At 46.5% G+C, this 16,887-nt stretch carries 14 protein-coding genes; 7 read left to right on the forward strand and 7 right to left on the reverse strand.

The features are described 5' to 3' along the window. Positions 1 to 115 precede the first annotated feature (115 nt). The gene (locus tag ACYVI9_RS14140; protein WP_460765498.1) at positions 116 to 727 is read right to left on the reverse strand and encodes an RNA-guided endonuclease TnpB family protein; all 612 of its coding nucleotides are present in this window, start codon (positions 725 to 727) and stop codon (positions 116 to 118) included. A 517-nt stretch (positions 728 to 1,244) separates the two neighbouring features. On the opposite strand from ACYVI9_RS14140, the gene ACYVI9_RS14145 reads away from it, so the two are divergent. The 3 genes from ACYVI9_RS14145 to ACYVI9_RS14155 all read left to right on the forward strand — a co-directional run bounded on the left by ACYVI9_RS14145 (position 1,245) and on the right by ACYVI9_RS14155 (position 4,815). Beyond that, complete coding sequence (locus ACYVI9_RS14145; protein ID WP_460765500.1) at positions 1,245 to 1,640, forward strand: hypothetical protein; 396 nt, start codon at positions 1,245 to 1,247, stop codon at positions 1,638 to 1,640. A 33-nt stretch (positions 1,641 to 1,673) separates the two neighbouring features. Beyond that, entirely contained in the window at positions 1,674 to 2,804 is a 1,131-nt protein-coding gene (locus ACYVI9_RS14150) for a DUF4185 domain-containing protein (protein WP_460765502.1), read from the forward strand. A gap of 127 nt (positions 2,805 to 2,931) precedes the next feature. After that, positions 2,932 to 4,815 carry an ABC-F family ATP-binding cassette domain-containing protein gene (locus tag ACYVI9_RS14155; protein ID WP_460765504.1) on the forward strand — a complete coding sequence of 628 codons (1,884 nt, stop codon included), beginning with the start codon at positions 2,932 to 2,934 and terminating at the stop codon, positions 4,813 to 4,815. A gap of 26 nt (positions 4,816 to 4,841) precedes the next feature. Here the strand turns inward: ACYVI9_RS14155 and ACYVI9_RS14160 are convergent, their stop codons facing one another. Together ACYVI9_RS14160 and ACYVI9_RS14165 are read right to left on the reverse strand one after the other, a co-directional pair. Next, on the reverse strand, positions 4,842 to 5,432 hold the full coding sequence (locus tag ACYVI9_RS14160) for a DUF922 domain-containing protein (protein ID WP_460765506.1): 591 nt from the start codon (positions 5,430 to 5,432) through the stop codon (positions 4,842 to 4,844). Between the two features lie 26 nt (positions 5,433 to 5,458). Continuing rightward, positions 5,459 to 7,153 (reverse strand): hypothetical protein, encoded by a 1,695-nt coding sequence (locus tag ACYVI9_RS14165; protein ID WP_460765508.1) that lies wholly within the window; start codon positions 7,151 to 7,153, stop codon positions 5,459 to 5,461. A 167-nt stretch (positions 7,154 to 7,320) separates the two neighbouring features. Between ACYVI9_RS14165 and ACYVI9_RS14170 the strand changes: the two genes are divergently transcribed. Together ACYVI9_RS14170 and ACYVI9_RS14175 are read left to right on the forward strand one after the other, a co-directional pair. Next, positions 7,321 to 8,682: a dihydroorotase gene (locus ACYVI9_RS14170; RefSeq protein WP_460765510.1), complete on the forward strand. Its 1,362-nt coding sequence runs from the start codon at positions 7,321 to 7,323 to the stop codon at positions 8,680 to 8,682. 55 nt (positions 8,683 to 8,737) lie between these two features. Beyond that, positions 8,738 to 10,054 carry a MutS-related protein gene (locus ACYVI9_RS14175; RefSeq protein WP_460765512.1) on the forward strand — a complete coding sequence of 439 codons (1,317 nt, stop codon included), beginning with the start codon at positions 8,738 to 8,740 and terminating at the stop codon, positions 10,052 to 10,054. A gap of 47 nt (positions 10,055 to 10,101) precedes the next feature. Here ACYVI9_RS14175 and ACYVI9_RS14180 read toward each other — a convergent pair whose 3' ends face one another. The 3 genes from ACYVI9_RS14180 to ACYVI9_RS14190 all read right to left on the reverse strand — a co-directional run bounded on the left by ACYVI9_RS14180 (position 10,102) and on the right by ACYVI9_RS14190 (position 12,080). Continuing rightward, positions 10,102 to 10,236 (reverse strand): hypothetical protein, encoded by a 135-nt coding sequence (locus ACYVI9_RS14180; protein WP_460765514.1) that lies wholly within the window; start codon positions 10,234 to 10,236, stop codon positions 10,102 to 10,104. A gap of 99 nt (positions 10,237 to 10,335) precedes the next feature. Further along, positions 10,336 to 10,983 carry a ribosome biogenesis GTP-binding protein YihA/YsxC gene (yihA, locus tag ACYVI9_RS14185; protein ID WP_460765516.1) on the reverse strand — a complete coding sequence of 216 codons (648 nt, stop codon included), beginning with the start codon at positions 10,981 to 10,983 and terminating at the stop codon, positions 10,336 to 10,338. 71 nt (positions 10,984 to 11,054) lie between these two features. Next, on the reverse strand, positions 11,055 to 12,080 hold the full coding sequence (locus ACYVI9_RS14190) for a GntR family transcriptional regulator (protein WP_460765518.1): 1,026 nt from the start codon (positions 12,078 to 12,080) through the stop codon (positions 11,055 to 11,057). 124 nt (positions 12,081 to 12,204) lie between these two features. Between ACYVI9_RS14190 and ubiE the strand changes: the two genes are divergently transcribed. After that, entirely contained in the window at positions 12,205 to 12,948 is a 744-nt protein-coding gene (ubiE, locus tag ACYVI9_RS14195) for a bifunctional demethylmenaquinone methyltransferase/2-methoxy-6-polyprenyl-1,4-benzoquinol methylase UbiE (protein ID WP_460765520.1), read from the forward strand. Positions 12,949 to 12,978: 30 nt separating this feature from the next. Here the strand turns inward: ubiE and ACYVI9_RS14200 are convergent, their stop codons facing one another. Beyond that, positions 12,979 to 13,644: an N-acetylmuramidase family protein gene (locus ACYVI9_RS14200; protein ID WP_460765522.1), complete on the reverse strand. Its 666-nt coding sequence runs from the start codon at positions 13,642 to 13,644 to the stop codon at positions 12,979 to 12,981. Between the two features lie 147 nt (positions 13,645 to 13,791). On the opposite strand from ACYVI9_RS14200, the gene ACYVI9_RS14205 reads away from it, so the two are divergent. Beyond that, positions 13,792 to 16,434: a valine--tRNA ligase gene (locus ACYVI9_RS14205; RefSeq protein ID WP_460765524.1), complete on the forward strand. Its 2,643-nt coding sequence runs from the start codon at positions 13,792 to 13,794 to the stop codon at positions 16,432 to 16,434. The last annotated feature ends 453 nt before the right edge of the window (positions 16,435 to 16,887 follow it).

Here is a 16,887-nt window from a genome sequence, read left to right on the forward strand (position 1 = left end):
TCAGAACTGCGGCGAACGATTGCAGGACTTGATGTTTGCTCATTCATTGATATCCTTTTTTGAAAATGAATATCAAATCTAAAAGCATCAAATCAGAAAACAGTGGCCGTCCTCGTTAGAGGTTTACATTTATAAACCTTATGCCATCGGAAGTAACCGCAAAATCTTTAATTCCTAAGTCAATGCCCACCTGTTTTTTTGTTGGCTCCAATGGTTGATACTGCACTTCACAAAGTATGGATACAAAGTACTTGCCTGTTGGTGTTTTAGATACAGTACAATGCTTCACTTCACCCTTTAATTCTCTATGTTCAATTATTTTAATACCATCTTTAAATTTTGGGAAAAACAATTTCCCATTACTCACTTCAACAAATTGCGGAACTGTGAAACTATTTTTTCTCCGTTTACTTTTAAATCGGGGGAACTTAGCATTGCCTCTAAAGAAGTTCACAAAGGCGGTGTCTAAATTTCGCAGGGCGGTTTGTAATGTTTGACTGTTTACTTCCTTTAACCATTCAGTTGCTTCTTTCTTTTTTAACTGGGTCAAAGCACCGGACTGTTTAAGATAATTATCTGATTTTTTATTCTCCTTATACTGCTCAATTCTTTCGTTCAAAAAATGATTGAACACAAAACGCACACACCCGAAATGCTTACTCAAAAGCAGTTCCTGTTGCTTTGTCGGCAACAATGCAAAACGGTATGTCTTATGTATTAATTTCAATTATGGATCAACTGAGATATATAATGTATAGAATATACTACTTATATTTTCAATAAGTATAATTAAAGATAACTATTAATACACAATAATAATGTTAAAAAACCTTATAAGCAGTTATACTTCCACAAATTGTTCAATGCATTGCTTAAAATACGATCTAATTTTTATGCAAGTATCCTAAAAAGCTGCTGATTGGTGGTTGGGATCATGTCAGGAAGTTTATTATGCAGTCAATTACTGCTAAATCTGATTTTTAAATTGAAGTATTTGAAAGCGATATTGACCACATCCATTTTCTTACTTCCATGTTCGCAAGTTAAAGCAGGAAAGCACTATTGCAATTTGGCAAAAGCACAAAAACATATTAACAAAGAAACTTACGGAAAGAACATACTTTCTGGTCGGATGGGTGCTTCGTTTGCTCTATTGGAGAAGCAAGTCCTGAAACTGTCCGTCAGTATATGCTTTCACAGGGCTAAACTTTTCTTGTGCCTTACATCCCAAAAGCTAAAGACTTTTGGGTTTTGCGGCACGTTTTATAAATATAGACCGCCCTACCCTGATCCTGAAAAGCGCATTGATGATCCGGTATGGTAAAGGCGATACCTTACTGTTGAGAATCAATTTCTATCAGGTTGAAAATGACCGACCCGGGAAAAAATTAAACAGTATGCAGATTATCCGCCAAATACCTGCATCCAAGGGTTGGCACCTGATCGATCTAAGCCAATACCAGCTCAGGCTGGATCAGCCATTTTTCACCAGCTATGAATATTTGCCCACTGAAAAGAATATATCGTTTAGTTTTGGGAGCCGGATGGGTGGAAAGACATATACGCGCAGCAGTAGCTTAGGCAACTGGGAGAAAATCGCAGGCGCCTCTTTGTCCACCTATTTGCAAGTACGACAATAAGTTTCTGATTGCAGTTGAAAGCCGGATATCCATATGATGCAGCTTTTAATTAAAACATCTCTGTTGATTTTTACTGCCGCAGTACAGCTGCAGTCCTGTCAACAGAAAACGCATAACGCCGATTCATTAGTCGGGCTGAAAGCAGTCCGGGACACCGCCGTAATAAAGTTCTTCCAACAGAATACCGATAGCCCCGGGCATTGGGTTGCCTCGGACGGCGCCCTCTCCCTGAGCTTAAGTAACGGGAAAGTATTATGGATGATGGGGGACAGCCATATTGGGGATTACGATCCCGAAACCGGCACCATTCCCTGTCTGTTTCAGGCCCGCAATTGCCTGCTGGTGCAACAAAAAGATGACTGGTCGCAAATGCAAACCCTGACAGGCAGGCCGCCAGGTAACAAAAACTTCTTCAAAATAAGTGAAGCGGACAGTACCTGGTTCTGGCCCTCCCATGGATTTGAATGGAAGGGAGCCGCTTATATCTACCTTACCGAGCTTCGAAAAAAAGGAACCGGCAACTTCGGATTTGAAGCGACGGGGCGGCATTATTTTGCCCAAATGGATATCCATACTTTAGAAGTGCACCGGTACCTGCCGCTACCGGATTTTGGTCCGGTGGATTATGTAACAGGGTTTGTAAGGGATTCCCTGGACAACTACATTTATGCCTATGGCTATTCTTCCGGATTTATTGAATCCAATATCCATCTGGCCCGCATTGATCTGAATAATGCGCTCAGATGGAGTTTCTGGAATGGAAGTTCCTGGTCGCATCGTGGATCCGATGCCGCAGTCATTACCACCGCCGCCAGTAACGGTACCGCCCTGCAGCGCTACCGCGACAAACTGGTACTAATTTCTACCGAATTCAGTGTCGGCTGTGACCAGGGCAAACGGATATTTGCTTCTACTGCCAGCAACCCTACCGGTCCTTTCACCGAAAGAAAAGTCGTATATACAATAGCGGACAGTTTAAACGGACATTATCCTTTCTGGTATACCCCCGCCTTACACCCCCAATACAGCGATGACAGGGGACTGTTGGTAACTTATTGTATCAATGGCTATGCCGACTGTATATCCGCCTGTACCAACGGCCGGGCGAACCCGGATCATTACCGCCCCAGGGCTATCCGCCTGCCCTATGGGCAGCTTCCCTGAACAGTGGGTTACCCGGCATTTTAGGAAGTCTTAAAATCTAATCTGCCTACCTTTGCGCCTGCTGCTGCTGCAGCTCCGGTTCAGCTCCCCGGATGACAGGGGTTAAAACACAAGCTATTATAGTCAAATGCATTATATATCCGCAGAAGGTCTGGAAAAGAGCTACGGCATCCAGCCCTTATTCTCCAATATTTCATTTCACATACAGGAAGGTGATAAAATTGCACTGGTCGCCCGTAACGGCAGTGGCAAGTCTACCCTCTTGAAAATTCTCGCCGGTCGGGAAACGCCGGATACGGGTAAACTCTGGATTCACAAAGACGTCGATGTGGTGCTCTTCGAACAGGAACCCGATCTGGATAATGAAAAATCGGTGGCGGAGAATGTATTTTTTCACGATAATCCAACGATCCTGGCCATTCGGGAATATGAATCAGCTACGGACTCCGGTGATGCAGACCGGATCGCCGCGGCATTGGCAGGAATGGAAGAGCTGGGGGCCTGGGATTTCGAGGCTAAAGTCAAACAGATTTTTGGCAAGCTCAATATTCATCAATTGGACAGCCTGGTTAAAAACCTCAGCGGCGGCCAGAAAAAAAGGGTTGCCCTGGCCCGGACCCTTATCGATATCGGCTTTGAACACAAGCACGTACTGCTGATTATGGATGAGCCGACCAACCACCTGGATGTCTCAATGGTAGAATGGCTGGAACATTTTCTGAACAAAGAGAGCCTGACCCTGCTGCTGGTGACGCATGACCGCTATTTCCTGGATACGGTCTGTAATGAAATCTGGGAAATGGCGGACAGTCAACTCTATGTACACAAGGGCGATTATGAAAATTATCTGGAAAAGAAAGCCCAGCGCATCGAAAACGATATCGCCAGTATAGATAAAGCCAGAAACCTATACCGCCGGGAACTGGAATGGATGCGCAAACAACCGCGGGCCCGCACTACCAAATCAAAGAGCCGGCAGGACAATTTTTACCAGGTCGAACAAAAGGCCAAACAGCAGGTCACGAATGAGCAACTGCAGTTGCAGGTTAAAATGAACCGGCTTGGTGGCAAAATCGTGGAAATGAAAAAAGTCCACAAGGCTTATGGTGAAAAGATAATTCTGTCAGGCTTCGACTATACCTTCAGTAAAGGTGAACGTGTCGGAATTATTGGAAAAAACGGTGCCGGCAAGTCTACCTTTATCAATATCCTCCAGGGACTGCTGCCCCCGGACAGCGGCAAAATCAATATTGGCGACACTGTTGTCTTTGGCAACTACGATCAGCAGGGACTGGTTGTAAAAAACGATATGCGGGTCATTGAATATGTTAAGGAGATTGCAGAACATTTTCCGCTGGCCGGCGGTGGCAGTTTAAGCGCCTCCCAGTTCCTGGAACTCTTTCTGTTCAATGCCGATAAACAATATACCTATATCAGCAAACTCAGCGGTGGTGAAAAGCGTAGGCTGCACCTGCTTTCCATTCTATTCCGCAATCCCAATTTCCTAATCCTGGATGAACCCACCAACGATTTGGACCTGCCTACGCTGGGGGTGCTGGAAAATTTCCTGATGGATTTTCCCGGCTGTCTGCTCATCGTCAGTCACGATCGCTATTTTATGGACCGGTTGGTTGATCACCTGTTGGTTTTTGAAGGCGATGGGCGCATCAGCGATTTCCCGGGCAATTACAGTCAATATCGTGAGCAGGAAGAAGGCAGGAAGCAGGTAATGGGCGCCCGTCAGGCGACGGCTTCTCCCGCCCCGGAAGCGGCGCCTCCTCCACCCCCGGAAAAGAAAAAAATATCTTTTAAAGAAAAACGGGAATTCGAAATCCTGCAACAGGAGATTGAAGCACTGACTACCGAGAAAAACGATATTACCAAAAAATTAAACGAAGGCACGCTGGACTATGCCCAGTTACAGGAACTCTCCGAAAGAATGGGGCAGATCACCCCATTACTGGATGAAAAGGAACTCCGGTGGCTGGAGCTCAGTGAATGGATCGGATGATAGCCTTCCGGAATCCGCTTCCGCAGTCAGAATACAATTTTTTTGATCACTTTCTTATTCCGGTAGGCCTCCAGTGATTTCAGGCGCCGGCTGATGATGCCATCCCAGATCGCCTGACGTTGGGCATCCCGTCCATTATTGGTCGCTGCATCATACCGTTTTTGAAAAGCTTCTGCTTCCTTAAATCGAGCTTTGACCAGATCCGCCAGCTCCTGCTGATAATTTTTGGTAGCGTTCTTCCGAACCAGATCCCGGGTGGCTTCCCTGGCAAATATTTCAGAAATATCAAAATGCTTCTGTTCGTGGTTGAGCAGGTAACGGATGCGCTCCGGTTCCATTTGCAGCCGGCTTTTTCTGATATACGTATGAGATCGGTGTACGGTAGCAAATACTTCCAGCGTGACGGTGGAGGACCTGGAACTCCTGGAAGCATTCATGGAATAAGTGATACCCGTTCGGGTAATGGCAGCGGCTTCTTTGCGCATCAGCGGGCTGTCATCATCCACCACCTTAAAATCGCTCAGCACCAGCTTACGACCGGCAGACCAGTAAATGATATCCTGTTGTTGCCAGCCTACAGCGGTTAATGAAAAGAGACCCCATAAAATTATACGCAACAGTGTCAAAGATGCCTTTTAAAGTCTTAAAAATACATATCCCTGCGACCAATATTCCAGCGCAGTCCCAGGTTCAGCATGGTACTGCTCCTGGTCGGTCGGGCGGGGGGTGCTTTATAACGCTGTTTACGTATCATCCCCAAAAACTCAATAAAAAGATTTTCTCTCAGTTCATAAGAAAGCAAGAGACTGGCCAGCGCTGCATCTGATTTCCAACCGGTGCCGATATGGTTGCCATAATCCAGACTTCGGGTCACATAAGGCAGAAACAGATTACTACCATAATTTACATCAGCCGTACTGTCCAGACCCTGGGTATAGAACATGATCCGGCCTTCAGCCATCCAGCGCGGAAAAGGCCGGTAGCGGGCTACACCAATCCATTCATTGAAATTCGCCATAAGCGGGTGTGCCAGCGGCTGATTATAGTGGGAGTAGTTGGCGACAGAGTCTCCATGGGAATAGGTAAAGGGACGCACCCGGTTCCATTCAAGCTGCAGATCCAGGTTCTCAATTTTGAAGGCATCAATATACTTGGCCCCCAACTGAAAACCGTATTTATTGCCCCACCAGCCCTTATTGCCCTTCATTTCCTTTAGCTTGAACTCATCAAGCAATAGCTGGCCATAGAATTGGGCCGTTTTGGCAACATTGGCTTTAAAATCAAACCCAATGACGCTATTGTCCGGACTGCCGTTATTCCGTTCAATGGAACGGTAGAAAATCACCGGTACCAGATAGCCAAACTCAAAATGATTGGTTCGGCCGAAAACAACACCTTCGAACAATCCCAGATTCAGCCATTTGGTGACATCGATATCCAGGTGGTGTAGGGCCGCATACTTTTTCCCTAATAATTTATCTCCTCCCCGCATATAGGCATTCTGGAGTTCCATAAACAGGTTCTGGTAATTAAATTTCCAAATCCGGGTATTCAAACGCAGAAAGAGGTTATTATTACCAAAATCGCTCAGAAAGAGGCTGCGTTGGCCGCTGCCGATAAAATTTTTGTCGTACCCAAATGTCACATCAATATATTTGGTCACACCAAAACTCAGGTAGCCCCGGGCGTCAAAATAGTCATACCCGCCCGCGGCTTTAAAACCCTTATAATAACCGGCCCCGGGTACCGCACTACGCTCGGCTTCCCAATCCTGCACATAAGCGGGATAACGTTCCTGATTATCGGTAATCGTGGCAAAAAAGCCGATTTTATCAGCGATCCGCCCCCGCAGGGTCGCGCCACGTGTATTATAGAACAAACGCTGGTCATTACCACTCTCTGACATGAGTCCGATGTTCAAAACCGGATTGATGCTGAAATCAAAATCCTTAGAATGTGTTTCATAGAGTCCTGCAGGATATTGATAAAAGGTCTTAAGGAAAGGCTTTTTACTGCGAAACTGGTCCCTTTCATCTTCCGGCACCCATTCCAGATTATTCGCCAGCAGGCTGCGCATATAATACCGGTCCACATCGGTGAGCTGCACCATGGAGGAATCCTCGTTCAGGTACCGGTGGACGGCGGGTACGTAAGATTCCCTGCTATAAGGCTTGATTTTACTGAAATTCAGTGCAGAATCCCGCTGCGCTTTGATTTCCAGTCGTTCCAGGATAATTTCCTGTTTGTCCCCCCTCGGCAGGTTGGTTGTCTGGGAAAAAGCGAACGCCGGCATCAGGGAAATGGCAAGCGCAGGCAGGTATTTCTTAAATTGCATCATTTATTGATAAGGTTTAAACTACGAATATCTATTTTTATGGCGATAGTCAGGTTACGGGGTGCCGGAATTTTTGCAGCGCATTCCCTGACAGTCAGGGTGTTTCGATACCGTTTCTTCCATCTGAAGCCGGTTGACGGCCCGTAACATGCACTCACAAAACAAAAACCATGCAAATATATCTTTTAAAAAATATACAGGTTGTCAATGAAGGAACAATAAGTGTTCAGGATCTGTTGATTAGAGGGGGGCGAATCGAGAAAATAGCCCCTGGGATTATGGTTCCGGAAAAGCATACCGAAATCGATGGTACCGGTAAATACCTGTTACCTGGTGTGATCGATGACCAGGTTCATTTCAGAGAGCCCGGCCTTACCCATAAAGCCACCATCTATACCGAGAGTCGGGCAGCCGTAGCCGGCGGGGTAACCAGTTTTATGGAAATGCCCAATACGGTACCTCCAGCCTTTACCCTGGAGCTGCTGGAAGATAAGTATGAGATAGCCCGGCACAATTCCCTAGCTAATTATTCTTTTTTTATGGGCACCAATAATACGAATGCCGAGGCTGCGCTCACGGCCAATGCCTTTAAAGACCGGATTTGCGGCATCAAGGTTTTTATGGGCAGCAGCACAGGTAATCTGCTGGTTGACAACCCATTAGTATTAGAAAAAATCTTTGGCGACAGTGAATTACTGATTGCAACCCATTGTGAGAACGAAAGGATTATCCGGGCCAATATGGACCGCGCCCTGCAGCTGGACCGCCCGCTCACGGCAGCGGATCACCCGGTTATCAGAAATGAGGAAGCCTGCTTCGAATCTTCATTTTTTGCGGTACAGCTGGCTAAAAAACACAATTCCCGGCTACATATCCTGCACATTAGTACAGCAAAGGAACTTCAGTTATTCACCAATATGCTGCCTTTAAAAGATAAAAGGATTACTGCTGAAGTCTGTGTTCACCACCTGCATTTTACTGCAGATGATTATCCCCGACTGGGCAACTTCATTAAATGTAATCCGGCGATCAAGGCAGCGGAAAACAAGGCGGCGCTGTGGCAGGCCCTGCTGGATGACCGGCTCGATGTCATCGCCACCGATCATGCGCCGCATACATTTGATGAGAAAAATGAACCTTACCTGAAAGCACACGCGGGTCTGCCCCTGGTGCAACATGCTTTACCGCTGATGCTGTATTACCACAGCATCGGCAGGATCTCGCTGGAAAAAATAGCGGAAAAAATGAGTCATGCCGTTGCTACCTGCTTCCAGATCAAGGAACGGGGCTTTATCCGGGAAGGCTATTTTGCCGATCTGGTAATAGTGGATCCGCAGCGTCCTGAAAAAGTGACGCCCGACCGGATCTATTATAAATGCGGCTGGAGCCCCTTCGAAAAAGCGGGTAGTGATGGTGGTCCCTTTGAATTTCCGGCCAGTATCACCCATAGTTTTGTAAATGGACACCTGGTTTATGGAAATGGACAATGGGACGAGTCTGTAAAGGGAGCACGACTGATATTTGACCGGTAAGGCCTGCTCGGTCTTTACCGGACTTAATTTCATTTGGTATCTGCAAACGATTGATATGCAAATAGACGAAGTTTCTTTTAACGATATTGCCATCTTTCACCCGGAAGAAGAACAGTCTGTCTTCCATCGCCTGGATTTTACCCGAACCGAAGGCGGCAAAAACTGGCTGAAGGTATTTTTTAATCAGCCCCATAACGATATCCAACAAATCAAGGGCACCCAGCAGATCCTTCGGGAATTGATCGCACACATTGATGACTGGCCGGAAGAAATTTCCAACGGAACCATACTGGTAATGTATAAATTTCTGGACTATGCACTTGATAATGCGGGAGAAAAACCTTCGGCACTGAATGCCCTGATGTACCGGATGTTTCACAGTGCAGACTATTCCATGGTCCGTTTCTCCATAAAACATTTTGTTGACTTTTTCAGAGGCATCGATAAAATCCGGATTTTGCTGGACCGCCTGGATCTGCCGGTCTCGGTCCGTATCTATATCGATCGCATCCACCAGCTCCTCAAAATCCAGCCTTTCCTTCAAATGGCAGAAATTGATGACCCGGAAGCTGTCAGCCGGCACAAAAAACTCTATTTTGCCGCTGCTGTGCGGGGGAATTACAAAAGACAATTGCTGGAATTAATTGATATCTACAGCCGGCTGGACGGCTGGTATTCGATGGCCATGGCCACTAAAGTACATCAACTCCATTTTCCGGAATTTGTTGTGCAGGACCATCCCATGATTGAAGCACAGGGACTCTATCATATTTTACTGCAGCATCCCGTCCCCTATCATTTGCAGATGAGCCCCCATCATAATTTCCTTTTTCTGACAGGAGCTAATATGGCGGGTAAATCCACCCTGATTAAATCCGTAGGCACGGCTGTTTTCCTGGCGCATCTTGGCATGGGGGTTCCTGCAGCATCGATGAAACTGACTTTGTTTGACGGACTGATCAGTAATATCAATGTCGTCGACAATATCATCAAAGGTGAAAGTTATTTTTTCAATGAAGTGCAACGGGTCAAGAATACGGTTGAAAAAATCAGTGATGGCAGGAAATGGCTGGTCCTGATCGATGAACTTTTCAAAGGCACCAATATGCAGGACGCCATGCGTTGCTCATTGGCCGTTATCAATGGACTGATCAAGGTAAAAAGTTCACTTTTTATACTTTCCACCCATCTCTATGAAATTGGAGAAGAACTGCAGGAACAGTCCCATATCAGTTTTCGCCATTTCAAAACCACCGTTACGGAAGATGCACTGCAATTTAGCTATCAGTTAAAAGAGGGCATCAGCAGGGATCGTCTCGGCTACCTGATATTGAAACGCGAAAATGTCGTGCAAATGCTTCAGGAACTATAGAACAGCGGTCCTGTTTAAGTTCTTAGCTAAATTTCCGGCTTAATCGTTTACTTGCGGGTTAACTGCAAAATTCTGTAGGCCTGGCTGGTTTCGAAGGCTTTCGATGCCTGGTTGGCTTTCAGGAAGACCAATACGGTAATCAGAAATAATGCGGTCACCATTAGTTTTGAAAATTTTCCCATTCCGACAAAATTATAAAAGATTCTTCAGCAATCCTGCCCTAATTTTTAATCCCAGGACAGCGCCTTCCTTCCTACTTAGAATCGCCCGGTTGATTAAGCTTAATCTTTCTTAATCCTCATATAACCGGCATTGAGCTCACTGATATAATCCAGCAGTTTATCCCTTCCCGCAGCAGTAGTGGCCGCTGTAATAAAATGTTCCGGAAGTGGCTCCCAGTCTTCCCTTAAGCGATCCATGAAAAGTGTTGTATTTCGTTCGGTGACCAATGGCTTGTTTTTATCCGCTTTGGTAAAAACGACGGAGAAGGGCACGCCCCAGTCACCGAGCTGACGGATGAACTCCAGATCAATGGCCTGGGGTTCATGGCGGCTGTCGATTAAAACAAACAGATTACCCAGATTTTCCCGTTTACGAATATATCCGGCAATCATCTGTTGCCAGGTACTGCGTTGTTTCTGGGAAACTTTAGCATAGCCGTATCCCGGTAAATCCACGAGATACCAACCCATTGCCTTTTTTCCTGAAGCATGAATCAGGTAGGACTGGATGTCAAAATGATTGATGAGCTGGGTTTTACCCGGTGCCGCAGAAGTCTTGGCCAGTCCGGATTTGCCGGTCAGCATATTTATCAGGGAAGACTTGCCCACATTGCTGCGTCCGATAAATGCATACTCGGGCCGGTCCGGTGCCGGACACTGTATATTATCAGGGCTGCTTTTTACATATGATGCCGAAATAATCTGCATAAAAAAAGTTTAAAATCCGGGGCCTTTTGGAGCCAGATCCCGCAAAATTAACCGGTTCCGGAAATACGGCCTTACAGCGAAGGACGCAGAGTAAGATAAAAGGGCACTTCAATCTTCTTCCGGGTATTGTCCAATACCAGTTTTGCCGCTTCACGGCCGATGGCCTCAAAATCGGTTGAAAAAGTCGTAATCCCCTGCAGTATCAGCTTTTTCAACGCCGTTTCATTATAACTAATCACGCCGATGTCTCGTCCGATCTGAAAATCGGAGTCGTTAATTCTTTCAATCAGGGTGACCAGGTCATCTTCCATCAGGCTGATATAAGCCACTTTCTTACTGAGCTTTTCCTGACGGACATCATTGACCACAGAGGCGCCAAAAGCATATTGTTGACAGAAACGCCGAAATCCCCGGGTAATCTCATCCGGAAAATACGTATAGGACGGGACGATTATTTTCAGCTCTTCGTACTTTTTGAGGCGTTCCAGTCCCGCTTCCAATGCCCCATATATGTCTTTCTCAAAATTCTCGTAAACGGCGCTGAACTCACCCGTTACACCGGGCACCAGCTTGTCCAACAGGATCAGCCGGTCTTTGGGAATCGAATTCAGAATCTCATAGGCGTTTTCGCCGCTTTCCAGAAAATGAGCAATAATCACATAATGGGTATAATGCTTGCCGGCCGAAGAAAGTATTTTCTTGAAAAGATTGAAATCATTATTGTAGATGTAAAAGTCAATGGTTGCCTGACCTCCCAGGGTCTTCACAAAAGAATCGTAAATAATCTTCTTATGTGCACTGAGTTTATTAAACATCAGAAACACTTTGGCATCATGCTTTACCTGTACCGTCTTTACAAAATAACCCTTGCCCGGTACCGAGCCCAATACACCCATTTTTTTAAGGTGCTTGTAAGCTTTCTCGGCCGTATCCCGGGAAATGTCGAATTCAAAGCTCATTTCATTGATGGAAGGCAGAATTTCATCATATTTCAATTTCCCCGACGCAATAGCCTTAATGACGGATTGTGCCAGTTGCAGGTATTTGGGTGTTGAAGACAACACGTCAAACTCGATATACTTAAATACTGTACTCATGGAATTTCTCAGAACAGCAATAAAAATAGCACAAATACGGTTATCCGCCAGCCCCCAGTCTCTAAATTACCCCCGCAGGATGACGGTATATCCGATGGCTGTTGAAATCCTATCTTTGCAGCCCATGTCAGTACAACCGCACGACCATATTATTCCGTACGAAACTTCGGAAAAAACCAAGAAAGAGCAGGTAGCCGAAATGTTTAACAGTATCGCAGGTCGGTACGATTTTATGAATCGCTTCCTTTCTGCAAGAATCGATGTTACCTGGCGCAATAAGGCATTGAAAATGATGCGCCGTTATCAGCCGAAACAGATATTGGACATTGCCACCGGTACGGGCGACATGGCCATCCGGGCTGCAAAAATTTTAAATCCGCAGCATATTACCGGTATTGATATTTCAGCGCAGATGCTGGAAATTGGCCGTCAGAAAGTCAACCGGGAGCAACTGGATTCCCGGATCCGGCTCGAATCAGGCGATGCGGAAAACCTTCAGTTTCCTGACAACAGTTTCGATATGACCATGGCTGCATTCGGCGTCCGGAATTTTGAAAACCTCGAAAAAGGACTCAAAGAAATTAACCGGGTACTGGCTCCCGGCGGCCAGTTGCTGATCATCGAATTCTCCAAGCCCAGAATACCATTGGTACAGGGAATCTACCGCCTTTATATGCAAATTGTAGCCCCAAAAATTGCTTCGGCTTTTAAACAGAATGCGGAGGCCTACAAATACCTGAACGCTTCAGCCCAGGCATTTCCGGAACGATCGGCTTTCACGGAGATCCTGGAAAAAACGGGATTTAAAAAATCGAGTTTTCGTCCCCTGAGTCTGGGGATCTGTTGTATCTATAGGGCTGAAAAATAATTTTCGAAAACCTAAGCTACCCAGCTGCATTTAAAAATATACCGGAACCCTGACCGGATTTGCTTTTCCGCCTGTAGCGCGCTGCTTTCCGGCAGGTTTATCTTTCGATCGGGACGTAGCCATACTGCGGCCGCCGGATTTAAAACGACTGTATGCCTGAGCCATCTTTTTATCGTAATTGTTTTTTCGGTAATCCGGGCCATTGTATTTTCTGGCAAAATCAGCCCATCGCTTCTCCCGAAGCTCATCATCAAGGAAACTATTACGGATATAGCTCACGAAAGCAAAAAGATGGGCCCGCTCGCCACTGTACATCGCGTTGATGAATTCCTGGAGCGAATTAAAGCCAGCCAGTGAATAATTAAATCCCATAATCTGGAACTTCCCCCAGGAGGCAGACATCAGGGCCGCATTCCGGTTCAGCGGTACCGCTTCCTGCAGCCGTTTGTGTTGGGACGCGGCGGTACCATATCCGCCGGATTGCGGATTGGAAACATTGGGGTGACTGCGGTCGAATACCCCGCCGGTTCTTTTTGAAAAGATATGACGTTCGAAAAGTATCTTGGGCTCGCCGCCGGGAAGAAATCCGTCGCCGCGGCTTTCAACTTCTGCAACTGCACGAATGGCCGCTACTTCACAATCCAGCTGCCGGGCCGCATCTGTAAAATCCTGTTGGGTTAATGTTGGTTTAGTCATTGCATGGCGTTTGAATCTTTAAACTTAATATTTTTAAGGCACCCGGGCAATCACCTAATCAGGTGATGACCCGTATGCGCCACCTGCGATGGTTTAATTCCCGAATCCCTTCGTAAAAATGGCCAAAAGCAGTAATTTTGCACCCTTATGGAATTGTCAAAGAACTTTGAGCCTCAGGGCGTAGAAAATAGGTGGAACCAGATCTGGAAGGACGGGGATTTCTTTAAAAGCGTACCGGATGAAAGACCTCCGTTTACAGTCGTCATCCCGCCGCCAAATGTCACCGGGGTACTCCATATGGGTCATACCCTGAATGAAACGGTTCAGGATATCCTGGTGCGCCGGGCGCGCATGAGTGGCTATAATGCCTGCTGGGTGCCGGGTAGTGACCATGCTTCTATTGCAACCGAGGCCAAAGTGGTACAGATGCTGAAGGAAAAGGGCATTGACAAAAACAGCCTCAGCCGGGACGCTTTTTTAGCATACGCTTTTGAATGGAAGGAAAAATATGGTGGTATTATATATAACCAGATAGAAAGACTGGGTTGCAGTGTCGATTGGGACCGGGTAAACTTTACCATGGATGACCATTATTATAAGGCTGTGATCCAGGTATTTGTGGATTTATACCGTAAAGGACTGATTTACAGGGGTGCCCGTATGATAAACTGGGATCCGGTAGCAAAGACCGCGCTGAGCGACGAGGAAGTGGAATACCGGGAAGTGCAGAGTAAGCTCTACTATGTCCGCTACCGGCTGGACCGCCCCGGGGACCAGGCCGAATATATCACCATTGCCACTACCCGCCCGGAGACCATCCTCGGCGATACGGCGATCGCTGTTAATCCGACAGATGACCGTCACCGGCATTTGGAAGGCGCCTATGCATTTGTACCACTGGTCAACAGGCGTATTCCTGTTATTCTGGATGAATATGTGGACAAGGAATTTGGTACCGGGGCCCTGAAAGTGACGCCCGCCCATGATCTGAATGATTATAATCTGGGGCTGAAACATAACCTGGAAGTTATCGATACACTCAATGATGACGGCAGTTTAAGTGAAGCGGCCGGTCTCTATATCGGAAAAGACCGATTCGAAGTACGCCAGTTGATCGCCAAAGACCTGGAAACAGCCGGCGCCCTTGTTAAAACTGAAGATATTGTCAATAAAAATGGTTTCTCCCAGCGCAGTAATGCGGTCGTAGAGCCGAAAATATCTACCCAGTGGTTCCTGAAGATGAAGGAGCTGGCAGGCCCGGCGCTAGACGCTGTTGTCAGCGGTGAGATCCGGATCCATCCAGGCGACCGTTTTCTGGCTACCTATAAATACTGGCTGGAAAATGTCAAGGACTGGTGTATTAGCCGGCAACTGTGGTGGGGCCAGCAAATACCCGCCTGGTATGATGAAGCGGGCAATATTTTCGTGGCAGCCACCGAAGCTGAAGCCCTGCAGCAGAAAGCGGCTTCCGATCAGCAAGCCGGATTATCGCCAACCCATACCAAATTGCGCCAGGACGAAGATGTTCTGGATACCTGGTTCTCTTCCTGGCTATGGCCCAGCGAAGTCTTTCACGGCATTACGCAGCCCGGCAATCCGGATATCAGCTATTATTATCCGACATCGGTACTCGTAACCGGCCAGGACATTATTTTCTTCTGGGTGGCCCGTATGGTAATGGCCGGACTGGAATATGAAAAGCAAATTCCTTTTAAAGACGTCTATTTTACCGGAATGGTCCGGGACAAACAGGGCCGCAAAATGAGCAAGCAACTGGGCAATTCCCCGGACCTGTTACAACTGATCGATACCTATGGCGCCGATGCCGTGCGATTCGGGATCATGATCTCCTCTCCTGCCGGTAATGATTTACTATTTGATGAAGCCAGTCTGGAACAGGGTCGTCATTTCAACAATAAAATGTGGAACGCCCTGAAACTGATCAAAATGTGGGAAAACAATCCCAATGGTTTGATCAGCGGACAGGGAGAAGACGATTTTGCTTCCTTATGGCTGCGGCAGCGGATCAATGAAGCCAAAAAAGAAATTCAGCGGCTCCAGGACGATTTTAAACTGAGTGAAGCGCTCAAACAGATTTATACCCTTATCTGGGACGATTTCTGTTCCTGGTACCTGGAATGGCAGAAGCCGGCTTACGGTACGGCCACCAGCAGCCGGAAACTGAACGCTGCAAAAGCCTTTTTCACGGAATTACTACAACTGCTGCATCCCTATATGCCATTTATAACCGAGGAAATAAATGTGTTACTGGATGCTGCCCAAACGCCGCTGGCCATCAGCCGGTTTGATAATATTGGAGCAACCAATGAAGCGGTACTCGCCCAGGGACAACTTTTAAAACAGGCCATTAGCACCCTGCGGGATGTCCGGGTAAAAAACAATATCAAGCCCAAAGATCCGGTCCAGTTATTCGTTGAGGCTACTGATCATAATCGTTACCAGCCCATTCTGGGTATCTTGCAACAACAGGGCTTTCTCTCCGAAATACAATTCACGGAAAAGGGAGTCGAAAAGTGCATCAATACCCTGGTGGAAAAAGACCGTTATTATATTCTACCGGATATCGCCATCGATACCGAGGCACAGAAAGAAAGTCTTGAGAAGGAAATAGGCTACCTGAAAGGTTTCCTGACCTCTGTAGAAAAGAAACTGGGCAACGAGCGTTTCGTCCAGAATGCCAAACCGGAAATCGTAGCGCTGGAACGCAAGAAAAAGACAGATACGGAAGAAAAGATCCGGGCGCTGGAAGAAAGCCTGGCCAGCCTGTAATGCAGGTGGCTGATTGTTGAGACCGGGAATTGTAACGCGAACGATTTTTTCACCCGAATCAATGAAGCAATGATAAAGTGGGTCTTACTGACTTTCTTTGTGATACAGGCTGACTAAGTGCTGGTGCTTGGTAAAAAAATCCAATGATCCTGTGGCACTAACAAAATTGTCCAAAGAACCTGTTTTAGGTAAAAACTGTTCAATAGATTTTGGATTGTCAATATCAATCTGGTTTTTGTCTGCACGAATACCTGTCAATGTAAATTCAAAAGTGCTGTCTTGGTAAATTGTCAAGTAAACCCAATGGTGCTTCTCCGTCAGCTTTGAGGTATGCTGTCGACGAACCCCTACAATGTTATTTGACGGGATTCTCGTAGTTCTGCGGTAACAGCTTATGCAGTTCGGTCATTTTGGTTTGATTGATATTCTCAAATAAATGAGTGAGCCATTTTT

This window comes from Niabella terrae, assembly GCF_054783135.1.